We start from the raw sequence: 14639 nt of genomic DNA on the forward strand, positions 1-14639 counted from the left end.
CTGCAAGGCTGCGCCGCGCGCTGCACAATCCGGTCATCATGCAAGCCCTTTCCCGTATTCGTCTTTCCATGCTCGACCTGGTCGCGGTGCGCGAGGGCGGCAGCGTCGCCGACGCGCTGGCCGTCGCCTTGCGCACCGCGCGCCACGCCGAGAAGCTCGGCTTCGTGCGCTACTGGCTCGCCGAGCACCACAACATGCCGGGCATCGCCAGCTCGGCCACCGCCGTGCTGGTGGGCCACATCGCCGGCGGCACCCAGAGCATCCGCGTGGGCTCCGGGGGCGTCATGCTGCCCAACCACGCGCCGCTGGTCGTCGCCGAGGCCTTCGGCACCCTGGCCGAGCTGTACCCGGGACGCATCGACCTCGGCCTCGGCCGCGCGCCGGGCACCGACCCGCTGACCATGCGCGCCCTGCGCCGCGACCGCGTCGAGTCCGAGGACGACTTCCCCCGCGACGTGGCCGAGCTGCAGCAACTGCTGGCCCCGCCCGCGCCGGGCCAGCGCCTGGTCGCCACGCCGGGAGCCGGCACCCAGGTGCCCATCTGGCTGCTGGGCTCGAGCCTGTTCTCGGCTTCGCTGGCCGCGCAGATGGGCCTGCCCTTCGCCTTCGCCTCGCATTTCGCGCCGCGCCTGCTGCTGCCGGCGCTGGAGCTGTACCGCAAGCGCTTCCAGCCCTCGGAGCACCTGCGCGAACCCTATGTGGCCGTCGGCGTGCCGCTGATCGCCGCCGACGACGACGAGCAGGCCGATTTCCTGGCCAGCAGCACCTACCAACGGGTGCTGGGCATCGTCACCGGACGGCGCGGCCTGCTGGCGCCGCCGGTACGGGGTTTCCTGCAGGGGCTGCACGCGCAGGAACGCGCGGCCATCGCCGACTTCCTGGGCGCCGCGGTGATCGGCGGCCCCGCCACCGTCCGCGCCGGTTTCGAGACCCTGGCCGAGGCCACGCGGGCGGACGAATTCGTCCTGGTCAGCGACGTATTCGACCCCGAGTTGCGCCTGCGCAGCCTGGACATCGGCGCGCGCGTGCTGCGCGAGGCGCAGCAGGCCCTGCCCGCCGAGGCCTGACACCTCTGCCGCAGGCGCCAGGATCGGCGCCTGCGCGGCGGCCGGATTTGCGCCAGCACAAGGACAGCGCGGGCGCGGTCTCCTAGGCTTTGCGCAAGGGAGCCGCGAGGCACCGCGAGGGGTTCGCGGGCTGGCGCGGCCCGGGGGGAAGCAATGGGTGCCGCATGGCTGGACGAATGGTGGGCGGGCGGCGAAGCCGCGCCCGCCGCGGCGCCCATGGCCGCCTCCGAGCGCAGGCGCCTGCGCCGGCGCCGCGCCCACATGAGCACGCTGGTGGGCCTGAGCTATGCGGTCGACCTGGCCGTGCTGGCGCTGTTCCGCCTCGGCGGCGCCGTGCCGGGCAGCCTTCTGGCGCTGTACGCCGGCCTGGCCCTGTCGCACCTGGTGCTGTTCGGCGCGCTGCAACTCAGCGGCGCCACCGAACGCATGCGTCACCCGAACCTCACCGGCCTGCAGATGGCCTGGGCGCTGGCCATGCAGGTGGGCGCGATGTTGTGGGCGCCGGCGGTGGCCGGCTACTTCGTCGGCGTGATGTTCGTGGTGTTCTCCTTCGGCGCGCTGCGGCTGCCGCTGCGCTCGGCGCTGTGGATGTGGGCGGCCACCAGCGGCGCGCTGGCGCTGCTGATGTGGCGTTTCCCGCCGCTGGGCGCCATGGCGCCGGCGCTGCGCGAATCCACCTGGGTGCGCGCGGGCACGGTCGTGGGCTTTTCCACGCTGCTGCTGCGCTGCCTGGTGCTGAACTTCCGGGCCATGGCGCTGCACGCCCGCTCCACGCGCGAGGCCGCGAAACTCGCGGCCGAGGCGGCCGCGGCGCGCGAACGCGCCACGCGCGACGGACTCACGGGGGCGCTCAACCGCGACGGCCTGGCTCCGCTGCTGGAGCGCGAACTGGAGCGCCTGCGGGCCCATGGAGCCGACAGCTGCGTGGCGATGATCGACATCGACTGGTTCAAGAGCATCAACGACGGCTGCGGCCACCTCACCGGAGACCGCGTGCTGCGCGCGCTGGTGGACCTGCTGCACGGGCATCTGCGCGCCAGCGACCGGCTGGCCCGTTTCGGTGGCGAGGAGTTCGTGCTGCTGATGCCCTCGACCGGCGAACTCGACGCGATGGAGATCGCCGAGCGCCTGCGCGAACTGGTGGAAGGCCAGGACTGGTCGGCCCTGGTGGCGCACCTGCGGCTGACGGTGTCCATCGGCGTGGCCCAGGCCCACCCTGCGGACCGCGCCGAGACCTTGATCGCACGCGCGGACACGGCGCTCTACGGCGCCAAGGCCGCCGGGCGCAACCGCTGCTGCGCGGCCGTGCGGGTGGACGCCCTGCTGCAGGAATCCATTCCCATGCAGCTGGTGCATCTGGAGCGCCACGGCTAGCCGGCTGTCGACGTGGCGCAAGGGGGCTGCGCGTGCCCGGCAGGCTCGGCCGGGCGGTGCCATACTTGCGCTCGCCGCAGCTCTGCGCCCTGCTCCCATGCCCTCCTCGTCCGCCTCGTCCGCCTCGTCCGCCTCGTCCGCCCTGCTCGCCCGCCCTCGCCGCCGCTCCTGCCTCCGCGGGCTCGCCGGCACCGCCACGGGCCCGTTGTGGCTGGCCGCCGCGCTGGCCGCGGCGCACCCTGCGCTGGCGCAGAGCTCGGCGCCGCGCGCAGCTTTGCAGGTGGAGCCGGCCGACGGCGCGCAAGGCGTGCACAGGCTGGTGCAACCGCGGATTCGCCTGGCCTCGGCGGCGCAGGCGCGCGAGGCCCTGCATGCGGGGGTGGAACTGCTGGGGCCGCTGGGACTGCCGGTGCCGGGCGTGCTGCGCGTCGAAGGCGCCGAAATCAACTTCGAACCCGCCATGCCGCTGGCCGGCTGCACGCACTACAGGCTGGCGCCTGGCGGGGCCGGCCCGGCGCAGCCGGAGGTCGGGTTCACCACGGCCTGCAGCCGCTGGAGCGAACCGGTACAGATCGACGACCGGCGCAGCTCGCGGCGCCCTGACCGCGGCGCGGACGCCGTGCAGGTGGCCGCCAGCGCGGGCGGCGGAGCCTGGGCCGCCTGGTTCCAGAGCGACGGCCGGCGCAGCGCCATCGAGGCCAGCCGTCTGAGCCCCGACACCGGCGCCTGGCAGGGCCCGCGGCGCATCGACCTGCGCGCAGGCGCTGGCGCCACGCTGCCGGCGCTGGCCACGCTGGCCGACGGCCGCGTGCTGGCGGCCTGGCTGCAGGACCTGCACGGCCACGCGGCGGTGTTCGCCCGCGTGCTGGGCGACGACGCGCACGCTCCCGCCCGCCGCCTGGACGACCCGCGGGTGGCCGCCAGCCCCACCGCCGTGCAACTGGCCACCGACGCGGCCGGCAATGCGGTCGCTGTGTGGCAGCAGCCCGGGGCGCGGCGTACCGAGGCCTGGGCCGCGCACTGGAGCGCCGCGCAGGGGCGCTGGAGCGCGGCGAGGCGCCTCGATTCCGCGCCCGCGCCCGACTACGCGCCGGCGGTGGCCGGCGCGGGCGACGACCAGTTCGTGGCGGCCTGGGAGCGCGGAGCGGCTGGCCGCGAACGCGTCGCGGCCAGCCGCTGGACCGGCCGCGGCTGGTCGGCGCCGCGCCTGCTCAGCGCCCCCGGCGTGCGAGGCCGCCGCGTCGCGCTCGCGCTGGACGCGCAGGGTGAGTTGGCGGCGGCGTGGATCCAGGGCGACGCCGACGCCCGGCGCGTGGCCCTGCGCCGGCTGGCCCTTCCGGACTGGGACGGCGCTCCGGCGCGCCTGCTCGGCGGCGCCGGCCTGCAGGGCCCGGCCGTTTCCGCCGCCCTGGGGCTCGACCCCGCCGGCGACGCGGCGGTGGCCTGGGAGCAGCAGAGTTCCGCCCAGGGCGACTACGTGATCGAAGCCACGCGCTGGATGCGCGGCGCGCCGGCGCCCCAGCCGGGCGAACGCATCGATCCGCCCGGGCAACGCAATGCCGGCAACCCGGTGCTGGTCAGCGACCCGGCGGGCAACCTGGTCTGCGCCTGGTACCAGGACACACCGCAGGGCCTGCAAGTGTTCGCCACGCGCTTCGACGCCTCCAGCCGACGCTGGCAGCCGGCCCTGCTGCTGTCGGACCCGCGCGACACCGTGCAGGCCAGCTTCCCCGCCCTGGCAGTGGACGCGGCGGGCAGCGTCACCGCGGTCTGGCAGCAGTACAACGGCTGGCGCGACATCGTCATGGCGAGCCGGCTTCCCTGAGCGCGCGCGGTCGCCGCGCGCCGGGGCGCCAGGATTGCCAGCGGCAACGCCAGGCTCTAGGCTACGGCCCAGCGAAATGACAGTTATTAGCGGGACAGAACACTAGGCCCGACAACACGGAATCCAGGGAGTCCTTCATGCTGATCGTCACCACCGAGAACGTGCCCGGACACACGGTGCGCGAGGTCAAGGGCCAGGTGTTCGGCGTCACCGTGCGCAGCCGCGGCCTGGGCGGCAACATGATGGCCGGCCTGCGCACCATCGTCGGCGGCGAGATCCCCGAGTACACCCAGATGCTGGAGGAAGCCCGGCGCCACGCCATCGACCGCATGGTGGAGAACGCGCTGATGCGCAAGGCCAACGCCATCGTGATGATGCGCTTCGATTCCTCCGAACTCGGCCAGTCGATGAGCGAGATCGTGGCCTACGGCACCGCCGTGGTGATCGACCCCGTCTGAGGCCGAGCGAGGGCTGCTTCCCATGTTGCGCATGTTCGTGCTGTTGCTGGGCGCGGCGCTCAGCGTCGGCGGCGTGCTGGAACTGCTCGTGCACGGCCCGCGCGGCGCCGGTCTGCAGGCGCTGGTGCTGGGCCTGCTGCTGCTGGCGGGCACCCTGTTCGAGCGCCTGCGCTACGGCGAATCCGACGCGCCGCCCACCGGGCCGGACTGGGAGCGCACCGACGAAACCTTCGTCGACCCCGGCAGCGGACGCCCGATGGCCGTCTACCAGAACCGCAGCACCGGCAAGCGCCGCTACGTGCCGATCGGGCGCGCCTGAGGCGCGCCGTCACCGATTTCCCCAACCAGGTTCCTCCGCATTCGATGAGCAGCTTTCCCGAAGACATCTACACCGAACCCGCGAATCTCGATTTCGACACCCTGCGCTGCCTCGGCCCGCTGGCGCCGATGGCCGGCATCTGGGAAGGCCCGCGCGGCCTGGACGTCAAGCCCAAGGCCGACGGCCCCCGCAAGCAGGCCTTCATCGAGCGCATCGAACTGCAGCCCATCGACCCGCAGACCAACGGCCCCCAGTTGTTCTACGGCCTGCGCTATCACACCCACATCGTCAAGCCGGGCCAGGTCAAGACCTACCACGACCAGGTGGGCTACTGGCTGTGGGAGCCGGCCACCGGCACGCTGATCCAGACCCTGGCGATTCCGCGCGGGCAGATCGCCATGGCGGTGGGCCACGCGGCGCCCGACGCCACCGAGTTCGAACTGGCGGCGCGCCTGGGCGATGCCCACGCCAACATCAGTTCGAACCCGTTCCTGGACCACGCCTTCCGCACCATCGAGTAGCGCATCCGGGTCAGCATCCACGCCGATGGCACCTGGAGCTACGACGAGGACACGGTGATGATGATCCGCGGCCAGAGCGAGCCCTTCCACCACACCGACCGCAACCTGCTCAGCCGCGTGCAGGCACCGACGCCCAACCCGATGGCGGCGGCCGCGCAGCCGGCCGCCTGAGCCGGCGGCCCGCCCCATGTTCGCCGAATACGCCGCGCTCGACGCCACGGCCCTGGCCGCGCTGATCGCGCGGCGCGAGGTGGCCAGCGTGGAGGTGCTGCAAGCCGCGCTGGCCCGGCTGGACGCGATCAATCCGCGCATCCGCGCCGTCGTGTCCGACTGGCGCGACAGCGCGCTGGAGCAGGCGCGCGCCTTCGACGCGCTGCCGCCCGCCGCGCCCGAGCGCGCCCGGCCTTTCGCCGGCGTGCCGCTGCTGCTCAAGGACCTGGGGCAGGACCTGCGCGGGCGCCCCTCCACCTGGGGCAGCCGGGCCCGCGCCGGGGTGCTCGCGCGCGACACCTCGGGGGTCGTGGCGCGCTGGCAGGCGGCGGGCCTGCTGCCCTTCGGCAAGACCAACCTGCCGGAGTTCGCGCTCAAGGCGGTGACCGAACCGGCGCTGTTCGGCCCCTGCCGCAATCCCTGGGACCTCGAACGTACACCGGGCGGGTCCTCGGGAGGAGCCGCCGCCGCGGTGGCGGCCGGGATCGTGCCGGTGGCCGGGGCCTCCGACGGAGGCGGCTCCATCCGCATTCCCGCCGCCTACTGCGGGCTGTTCGGCCTGCGCCCCTCGCGCGGGCGCGTCAGCGAAGGCCCCGAGGCCGACGAATTCTGGGACGGCGCCAGCGCCACCCACGTGCTCACGCGCAGCGTGCGCGACAGCGCCGCGCTGCTGGATGCCGTGCTGGGCTCCACGCCGGGCGACCCCTTCACGGTGGCGCCTCCGGCGCGTGCCTACGCGTTCGACGCCCTCGCCGCCCCGCCGCGCCTGCGCATCGGCTTCAGCGTGGAGTCTCCGCTGGGCACCGAGGTGCACCCGGAGCACGCGGCCGCGGTGCTGCGCACGGTGGAGCTGCTGCGCGAGCTGGGCCACGCGGCCGAGCCGGCTGCGCCAGCCATCGACGGCGAGCAGCTGGCGCAAAGCTACCTCGGCATCTACTACGGCCACGTGGCGGCCGACCTGCGTCAATGCAAGCGGGAGTTCGGCGCGCGCGAGCGGGATTTCGAGCCGGACACGCGCGCCCTGGCGGCCATCGGCGAAAGCCTGGCGGCGCCGGCCTTCGTCGAACTGCGCCGGCGCTGGAACGGCTTCGCGCGCGCGCTGGCGGCCTTCCATGCACGCCATGACCTGTACCTCACTCCCACCACGGCCCAGCCCGCCGCGCGCATCGGCGAACTCGACGCTCCCGCATGGCAGCGCGCGGCGCTGCGCGCGCTGCTCGGGCTGGGGCTGGGCGGCCTGCTGCGCCACAGCGGCACGGTCGAGCAGCTGGCGCGCGCCAACCTCGCGCGCACGCCCTTCACGCAATTGGCCAACCTGACCGGCACGCCGGCCATGAGCGTGCCCCTGCACCAGGGGGCTGACGGCCTGCCGGTGGGCGTGCAGTTCATTGCCCCCTGGGGACGCGAGGACCTGCTGTTCCAGCTGGGCGCGCAGCTGGAGGCGGCGCGCCCATGGGCGCAGCGCCTGCCCGTCGGCACGGCCTGAGGGAAGCTGCGCGAGGAGCAGCCGCCACGCCAGCTTCCTTGCGGGAGACATATCAGTACATTCTTATTTACTTATTTTTTAGCTGTCCGGGATCGAAACTATGCGTTGGACGCCGCGCGGCGCCCCGGCGCAAACTGCTCGCCAGCCTTTCCGCTCCGCAGCCCGGAGTCCCGCACGAACCCCTGATGCCCATGACCCAACGTCGTCAACTCTTCGTCCAGGCCGGCGCGGCCGCGGCCGCATTCGGCGGCCTGCTCGCCGCCGGCCCGGCCCGTGCCGCCGCCCACGCCTCGGCTTCGCTCGACCTGGCCCAGCCCGGCGCCTCCACCCTGCAGGCGCTGCACCTCCAGCTCGAGCGCGCAAGGCGCCGGCGTGATTTCAAGACCGTGCCCATGATCCTCACCGATCGCGCCGACTGGGACGACGAGGCCCTTCGCCTGCTGCGCGCCTATACCGGCGGGCCCAAGCAGGTCTGGGACAACACCGACGTGAAAAGTCCGTGGCTGAACCTGATGCGCAACGCGCTCAACGCCCAGGTCTGGTCCTGGGGCCATCCGGACTTCCTGGCCGTGTCGGCCACGCACGGCTCGGCCCATCTGGCGCTGTACGACGAGCATGTGTGGGCCAAGTACAAGCTCGCCGCGCTGATCGGCGCCAAGGCCGGCGGCAACAGCTACCTGGACACTCCGGCCGCCGCCGGGGCCGCGGCCTCGGATTTCGAGAACCCGGTCGGCGCCTTCTCCCCGGCGGACAACTCGGTCACGGTGCTGCAACGCCGCGGCGTGGTGTTCCTGGCCTGTCACAACGCCATCTGGGAATTCAGCGGGGCGCTGATCGCCAAGGGCAACAATCCCGACAAGCTCAGCCACGAGCAGCTCGCCGCCGAGCTGAGCAACCACCTGATCCCGGGCGCCGTGCTCACGCCGGGAGTGGTCGCCACCATTCCCGAGCTGCAGGCCGCCGGCTACCACTACATCAAGTAGCCCGGTGCGTGCGCGTGGGCGCCCCTCAGGGGTGCCAGCCGGACAGCCATGCGATGGCCAGCGCGAGCGCGAGCGCCAGCGCCAGGCCGGCCCATCGGCGCACGCGCCTGAGCTCCGCGCGCAGCGCATCGAGCTCGCCCGGCCGGGGCGGCGCCGCCGCCGGAGCCGGTGCGCCGCCCGGGCCCTGGCCCGGCGCGGGCTCGGAAGCCGCAACGGTGGCACCGGCGGAGGCACCCTGCTGCGCCTCCCGGCGCCTGCGGATGTCCTCGAGCAGGCCCGGCAACACGTTGTCCACATTGGCCTGCGGTGGCGGCAGCTTGCCCGGCATGAAAAATCCTCCCCGCGCGCCCACGCGGCGCGACGGGGAGGATTGTAGGAAGCTGCGGCGGCAGCCGCGGGCGGACGGTGCCCTCAGTGCGCGCCCTTGAGCTGGGCGATGTAATCCGCGATCACCTGCACCTGATCCTGCGGGATCGGCGCCTTGAAGGCGTTCTTCATCTTGCCCACCTCGACCAGCCAGGCCGCCTTGCTCAGCGTGGGCTGGGTCTCCACCATGCCGTAGGAATGGCACATCAGGCAGTAGGAATTGGCCGCTTTCGCGCCTGCGCTGTCCCCTGGGAACACGCGGGTGCTGACCGGCAGCTCGATGCTCTTGCGCATCGGCGTGGCATCCGCCGCCGGTGCGGCCTGCGCCGCGGCGCACAGGCCCAGGCCGAGCAGCAGGGCACCCAGCAGGCGCGACGATTGCTTGTGGTTCATGGCTTGGCTCCCCTCAGGCGGCGGTGACGGTGACGGACTCGACCACGTTGCGCATGAAGCCGCCCGGGTTCCAGTTGGGCTTCATCGGCTGCTTCAGCCCGTCCGTGTTCGTGCAGCGCACCATCAGCGTGTGCTCGCCGCGGGGCAGTTGCACCTGCGCCTTCCACTGCCGGAAGCTGTAGCGCCCGTAATCGTGCCCCAGCTGCGCCGGGCGCCAGTTGCGGCCGCCGTCGCTGGACACCTGCACCGTGCGCACCCCGGCGTCGCCGCCGAAAGCGATGCCGCGCAGCTCCACCGCGTGCCCGGCGCGCACCGTGCCCGCGCCGGCCATGTTGGTGAAGAACGACCTCGGCACCATGCGGTTGATGGGCACGAACTTCACGCCCTTCTCGCCCGGGCTCATGTTGGCGTGGGGCCAGTTGTCCGGGATGGTGTAGGCCGGGTGCATCCAGAAATTGGTGTCCTCGTGGTCCAGCACCCGGATGTGCTGCAGCGTCTTGGTCCAGTAGGTCGCGTACCAGCCGGGCACCACCAGGCGGAAGGGAAAGCCGTTGAGCAGCGGCAGCGACTGGCCGTTCATCTGCCAGGCGATCATCACCTCGCCGTCGCGGGCGTGGTCCACCGACAGCGACTTCTTCAGGTTGGGCGCGTTCGGCACGACCGGGCGGTCGGCCCCTTCGAACTGCACCTGCACGGCGCCCGCCTTGACGCCGGCGGCGTCCAGCACGTCGCGCAGGCGCACCCCCACCCAGCGCGCGTTGCCCATCGCGCCATTTCCCCATTCGCCGCCCGGCACGCGCGGCTCGAAGAAGCCGCGGGAATTGCCCGAGCACTGGTTCACCGCGGCCAGCTCCACGTGCTGGAAGCCGTTCATCAGCTCGGCCAGCGTGAAGCGGACCTGGTTATTCACATGGCCGCTGACCGTCACCGTGTGTGTGGCCGCGTCCACGCTCGTGGGCACGCCCGCCCAGTGCCAGCGCACGTAGAACTGGTCCACCGGCGTGAAGACTGCCTTGTCGTAGACCGAGAAGGGGGTCTCCAGCAGCGGGGGCCGCGTGCGCTGCAGCACCATCTCCCCCTTGCCGGGGAAGTCGGTGGTCAGGCGGCGCTCGTCAGGCCCGCCGGGCAACGGCAGCCGGATACTGCCCGCGGCGAAGGCCGCCGGTGCCAGCACGGAGCCGACGCCCAAGGCGCCCGCCCGCAGGATGTCTCGGCGCGAGGCCGAATCGAAAACCTTGTTCCCTGTGCCCATCACTCCTCTCCTCCTTGGTCAAGCCTGGCTCGGATGTCCGGCGGATACTCATACGTCCACCTGGATTCGTTGTTGTGGCGGGAGTATCGGAGGGGCGGGTCACATTGATAAACGAATTCTTTCGATTTGAATCAGCGACTTCCTTCATGTCCGTTCAAACCCGCAGGCCGCGCGTGGCGCGGCCTGCGTCCCGGCGCGGGCGCCCTACCCGCCGAAGAAGCCGGGCAGGATCCTGTGCGAGGAGCTCGCCGGGTTGTCGGCGAGCAGGTGCGGGTCGGTGGTGACGATGATCAGTCCGGCCATCGGCGTGCCGTAGCCGCCCACCGTGGGACGCTTTTTCGGCAGGGTCACGCCGCCGGGTTCCTTGGCGAGTTCCGCATGCACCGAACAGTAGTAGTACTTCAGCCCCGGGTGGCGAAAGCGCACGGTGTAGGTGTGCACCGGATGCCCCGGCCCCGGCGTGCCGGCGACGGCGCCGTCGAAGCGCTTGCTGCCCGCGCCGGTGGCGGGGGCGTAGCCGACGATGGTGTGGGCGCCCGTGTCCTGGTCCACGAACACCACGGGCTGGCCCGGGCGCACGGCCACGACATTCTCCAGGAATTCGTTCGCTCCGTTCATGTGCACGTACACCGGCGGCGCCGGCGCCGCCCAGGCGCAGGCCGCGGCGGACAGGAACAGCGCCGCGGCGCAGGCCGCGCGCAACGGGCCCGGCGCGCGGGCAAGGCAATCGGGAATCTTCGGCATCGCTTCGCTCCGGCTACGCCAGCATCTGGCGCTCACACCGTAGAAGCCGGCGCGGCGAGCGTCAACGGCGGATCACATCCGCTTACCGCTGCTACGAATCCCAGGCATCGGAGCCGTGGAATCCCTCAGGAGGCCGCGGCCAGTTCGTCGCACCAGATGGCGGTGAAGCCCTCGATCACGTGGTGCCGGATGCGCGGGCGCGCCGAGGCTCCGCCCTGGAAATGCTCGTCCAGCAGGCGCGCCAGCTCCGAGTCCTGCAAGCCGCGTTCGGCGATGAAGCCGCGCACGGTCTCGCGCGCGTGGGCCAGCCCGCCGTGGCCGTCCGCCGCGGCCGAACCCAGCTGCATGTCCCACAGCAGGTAGGTGGCCAGCGCGCCCAGCGCCGTGCGGGGGCGCAGCGGGTCGACGTCGTAGCGGAAATCCCGGTGCCAGTCGGCGATCTGCTCGATGGGCATGGGATGCCCGATGCCGTAGCCCTGGCCCTGGTCCGCGCCCAGGATGGCCGCGCTCTCGATCAGCCCGCGGTGCTCCAGGCCCTCGACCGTCAGGCGCATGCCGAAGGCATGCACCAGGCGGGTCAGGTAGAACATGAATTCGAGCGCGCGCTGCGGACGCCGGGTGGATCCGCGTACCAGTCCCTGGTCCATTTTCACGTCGTCGAAGGCGTACTGGTCCAGGCGCAGCAGGGAGCTGTGCCCCGAGCCCAGGTCGTCCTCGGCCAGGCGCACGCCGGCCTCGCGCAGCCCCTGCAGGAAGGCGTTGCGGCGCTCGTCGCTGCCCGGCCCCTCGTGGCTTTCCAGCACCTCCAGTTCCAGGCAGGTGCCCCGCGGGCGGCAACGTTCCAGCGCCTGCAGGATGGCGCGTTCGCAGCGCGCGTCTCCGATGCCCTCGGCGGGAAAGTTCAGCGCCACCGCCACGCGCAAGCCGGCGTCCAGCAGCCGGGCAGCGTCGGAGCAGGCGCGGTCCAGCCCGTACTGCAGCAACAGGAACAGCTCCTCGTTGCCGCAGGCGGGAAGAAATCGGTCGGGGCTCACCAGGCGGCCTTCCTCGTCCAGCAGGCGCGCCAGCGCCTCCACCTTCACCAGTTCGCCGCTGCGCAGGTCGATGATCGGCTGGTACAGGAAACGCACCCGCCCCTCGGCGATCCAGCGCCGGTAGATCTGGCGCCGCGGCAGGGGCACCACGGGGGTGGTGTTCAGGCGCTGCACCGCGTGGCTCAGCGCCTTTTGCACATGGTTGAGGAAATTCCCGATGCGCAGGGTGGAGAAGAAACGCGGCCACGCGCTGTACAGGCTCAGCAGCGCGATGGTCGTGCCCGAGTCGTCGAGCAGGGGCACCGCCGCGCTGGAACGAAAGCCCAGCTCCGTCCCCAGCTCCTGCCAGGGCTTGTTGCGCGCTTCGATGGCCCAGGCCTCGGAGATGATGACCTGGCCGTTGCGCCACGCCCGCCCGCCCGGGCCCTGCCCCGCCTCGCGCGCCGGATCGATGCTGATGCGCGGCACCAGGCCGGACATCATCGCCTCGTGGTAGCGGTGGCCCGAGGCGCCCTGGGAGGCTTCGATCTGCAACTCCCCCTGGGAATCGCAGCGCGCGAAAAAGGCCGAGAGATCGCCGTCGATGTCGCCGATCACCGCCATCACCCCGCGCACCAGGTCGGAGAAATTGCCCGTGCCCTGGATCAGCTCGTCGATCTGCGACACCGCCAGCGCGAGTTCCACCTCGATGCGCCGGTAGCTCACCGCCTGCGCCTGCAGGTCCGAGAAAATGCGCCGGTTGATCAACTGCGAGACCTGCTCGCGCGACTCGCCGGATACCAGCGGCAGGATCTCCGCCTGGATCTCCTGCTGGTAGGCGCCGTAGGACTCGATCAGCGTGGTCAGGTCCACGCCGACCAGCGCATGCGCGCGGCCCGCGCGCTGCGCCGCCGCCTGATGCTCCGCCAGGCTCAGCGTCGGGGAGAACAGCAGGCGCAGATGCGCCGCCTGCCGAGCCTTCAGGCGCTCGAACTCCTCGGGCAGCAGCGCCTGCAGCACCTGCGCCCCCTCGGAGGTGCGCCCGACGGAGTCGTAGAAACGCTCGGTGAAGCGCTCCGCGCTCCAGGCGACCGCTTGCTGCACCGGCTGCAGGCAGGCTTCCACGCCCGCGCCGTAGACCCGCTCGTCCGCGGTTCCCAGGCTCATGGCCAGGTCCTTCTCGCTGTGCCCGATATCCCCCGCGCGGCGGGCGCGGCCGATTCCGATACTTCGCCCATGCGGGAGGATACCCCCGCCAGGACAGCGCTCAATTCAGGATCAGCAAGGCGACCACCGCCGAGCCCCAGACACCGATCGCCGCGGTGCTGGTGTCCTCGGCGGCCAGCAGCACGGACGCGCACAGGCCCCAGGCGGATACGCCCAGCCACATGCGCAGTCCGGTGGCGCCCATCAGCACCGCCAGCAGCGATGCGAGAAGAATGGTTTTGCGCAACATGGGCGCATTGTCGCGCGCCCAGCGCGTGCGCGCGACTCAGGGACGACCCTTGCCTTGCGCAGCGTCGTCGTAAGCTGAATTCTCAGTAACGGCGGCGGGCGGGCGCGCCCGGTCCGGGACCGCTGCGCGGTTCCAGGTGCCGGAAGGTGATGCGCCCCTTGGTGAGGTCGTAGGGCGAAAGTTCCAGCGTGACCTTGTCGCCCGCCAGGATGCGGATGTGGTGCTTGCGCATTTTCCCGCCGGTGTAGGCGACCACCACGTGGCCGTTCTCCAGCGTGACGCGGTAGCGCGAATCGGGCAGCACCTCGTCCACCGCTCCGCGCATTTCGATGAGTTCTTCCTTGGCCATGATCGTTGTCCTCTTAGGGGGGCGTGTTGCGGGCGGGCGCCACGCGTTCGGGCATGCGCCGCCGGGCGCTCGGCCGCGCCCGCTCGCCCACGGTTTGTACAGATCAGGTCACGGGGCCAGAAGCGCCGACACGGCGGCTGCCCGGTTTTCATGACCCAGACGAAGCTTGCCTGGGTGCAGGCGAATCCACGGGAGGAACCGCGCTGCTGAACATGCGGCGCGCAAGCGCTCGCAATCTGTCAAGGCGCTGCACAGGTAAGCGAGCTGCAGCGCTCCACCGCAATCTTACCAGAAGTGGGTCCCGCCGGCCCCCGCCCCGCCCCCCGCCGGGCGCCGGTCCGGCGGCGGACGGTTTCATCCCCGCCACGCTCGTGAAATTGCCCCGGTTTCCGTGAAATAGTTGCACGCCCGCCTGCGCCGCCCTGCCTAGCATGAATTCCACGCGGCTGAACGGCCACGATTGCCCCGAGGAGACGGCCATGCACCCCATTCCCATCGAAGATGTCGAGGACTCCAGCGAACTCGACCCGCGAGCTCCCGGTGTTTGGGCCCTGGGCTCGCTGCAGGCGAACACGGGCGAGCCGGCGCAGGCGCCGGCCCCGCAACTGCTGGTGCATGTGCGCGACCGCAGCCGGCCACGCAGGCTGCTGCGCTTCGCCCGGCTCGCGCTGGGCAGGCGCTCCGACGCCCCGGCCCGCTCCCGGGCCGATCACTGAGCTCCGAGCCCGCGGGGCCTGGCCGCCGGCAGGTGGTGCAAGGCCCCCATTCCCGGCGGCCCCGGCGGCGGAGATAATGGGCCGGCCGCCGCGACCAGCGGCCGGCC

The 14639-nt window shown here is 72.2% G+C and carries 15 protein-coding genes and 1 pseudogene; 9 read left to right on the top strand and 7 right to left on the bottom strand.

From position 1 onward, the window contains the following. The first annotated feature begins 38 nt into the window (after positions 1 to 38). The 8 genes and pseudogenes from D466_RS0107805 (at position 39) to D466_RS0107840 (ending at position 8243) form a co-directional block, all read left to right on the top strand. Complete coding sequence (locus D466_RS0107805) at positions 39 to 1067, top strand: LLM class flavin-dependent oxidoreductase (RefSeq protein ID WP_026285019.1); 1029 nt, start codon at positions 39 to 41, stop codon at positions 1065 to 1067. Between the two features lie 153 nt (positions 1068 to 1220). Continuing rightward, positions 1221 to 2441 (top strand): diguanylate cyclase, encoded by a 1221-nt coding sequence (locus tag D466_RS22735; protein ID WP_018913156.1) that lies wholly within the window; start codon positions 1221 to 1223, stop codon positions 2439 to 2441. 97 nt (positions 2442 to 2538) lie between these two features. After that, on the top strand, positions 2539 to 4266 hold the full coding sequence (locus D466_RS0107815) for a hypothetical protein (RefSeq protein WP_156004107.1): 1728 nt from the start codon (positions 2539 to 2541) through the stop codon (positions 4264 to 4266). A 137-nt stretch (positions 4267 to 4403) separates the two neighbouring features. Continuing rightward, entirely contained in the window at positions 4404 to 4724 is a 321-nt protein-coding gene (locus D466_RS0107820; protein WP_018913158.1) for a YbjQ family protein, read from the top strand. A gap of 22 nt (positions 4725 to 4746) precedes the next feature. Then, a complete protein-coding gene (locus D466_RS21045; RefSeq protein ID WP_018913159.1) occupies positions 4747 to 5043 on the top strand; it encodes a hypothetical protein in 297 nt (98 codons plus the stop codon). Positions 5044 to 5087: 44 nt separating this feature from the next. Beyond that, positions 5088 to 5735: pseudogene (locus tag D466_RS21050) on the top strand (FABP family protein). 16 nt (positions 5736 to 5751) lie between these two features. Next, the gene (locus D466_RS0107835) at positions 5752 to 7260 is read left to right on the top strand and encodes an amidase (RefSeq protein ID WP_018913162.1); all 1509 of its coding nucleotides are present in this window, start codon (positions 5752 to 5754) and stop codon (positions 7258 to 7260) included. Positions 7261 to 7451: 191 nt separating this feature from the next. Then, positions 7452 to 8243 (top strand): hypothetical protein, encoded by a 792-nt coding sequence (locus D466_RS0107840; protein ID WP_026285022.1) that lies wholly within the window; start codon positions 7452 to 7454, stop codon positions 8241 to 8243. A 25-nt stretch (positions 8244 to 8268) separates the two neighbouring features. Here D466_RS0107840 and D466_RS0107845 read toward each other — a convergent pair whose 3' ends face one another. From D466_RS0107845 to infA, 7 genes are all read right to left on the bottom strand, one after another. Then, positions 8269 to 8571, bottom strand: a complete 303-nt coding sequence (locus D466_RS0107845; protein WP_018913164.1) for a hypothetical protein — start codon at positions 8569 to 8571, stop codon at positions 8269 to 8271. Positions 8572 to 8654: 83 nt separating this feature from the next. Continuing rightward, entirely contained in the window at positions 8655 to 9002 is a 348-nt protein-coding gene (locus D466_RS0107850; protein ID WP_018913165.1) for a cytochrome c, read from the bottom strand. 13 nt (positions 9003 to 9015) lie between these two features. Further along, positions 9016 to 10254 (bottom strand): molybdopterin-dependent oxidoreductase, encoded by a 1239-nt coding sequence (locus D466_RS0107855; RefSeq protein WP_018913166.1) that lies wholly within the window; start codon positions 10252 to 10254, stop codon positions 9016 to 9018. 204 nt (positions 10255 to 10458) lie between these two features. Next, the gene (locus D466_RS0107860; protein WP_018913167.1) at positions 10459 to 10998 is read right to left on the bottom strand and encodes a hypothetical protein; all 540 of its coding nucleotides are present in this window, start codon (positions 10996 to 10998) and stop codon (positions 10459 to 10461) included. A gap of 125 nt (positions 10999 to 11123) precedes the next feature. After that, positions 11124 to 13178: an EAL domain-containing protein gene (locus tag D466_RS21055; protein ID WP_018913168.1), complete on the bottom strand. Its 2055-nt coding sequence runs from the start codon at positions 13176 to 13178 to the stop codon at positions 11124 to 11126. 100 nt (positions 13179 to 13278) lie between these two features. Then, positions 13279 to 13467, bottom strand: a complete 189-nt coding sequence (locus D466_RS0107870; protein WP_018913169.1) for a hypothetical protein — start codon at positions 13465 to 13467, stop codon at positions 13279 to 13281. 82 nt (positions 13468 to 13549) lie between these two features. Beyond that, complete coding sequence (gene infA, locus D466_RS0107875) at positions 13550 to 13816, bottom strand: translation initiation factor IF-1 (RefSeq protein WP_018913170.1); 267 nt, start codon at positions 13814 to 13816, stop codon at positions 13550 to 13552. A gap of 479 nt (positions 13817 to 14295) precedes the next feature. Between infA and D466_RS0107880 the strand changes: the two genes are divergently transcribed. Next, positions 14296 to 14532, top strand: a complete 237-nt coding sequence (locus D466_RS0107880; RefSeq protein ID WP_156004109.1) for a hypothetical protein — start codon at positions 14296 to 14298, stop codon at positions 14530 to 14532. Positions 14533 to 14639: the final 107 nt, after the last annotated feature.

The sequence above is a fragment of the Thiomonas sp. FB-6 genome (genome assembly GCF_000377645.1).
Lineage (GTDB): Bacteria > Pseudomonadota > Gammaproteobacteria > Burkholderiales > Burkholderiaceae_C > Thiomonas_A.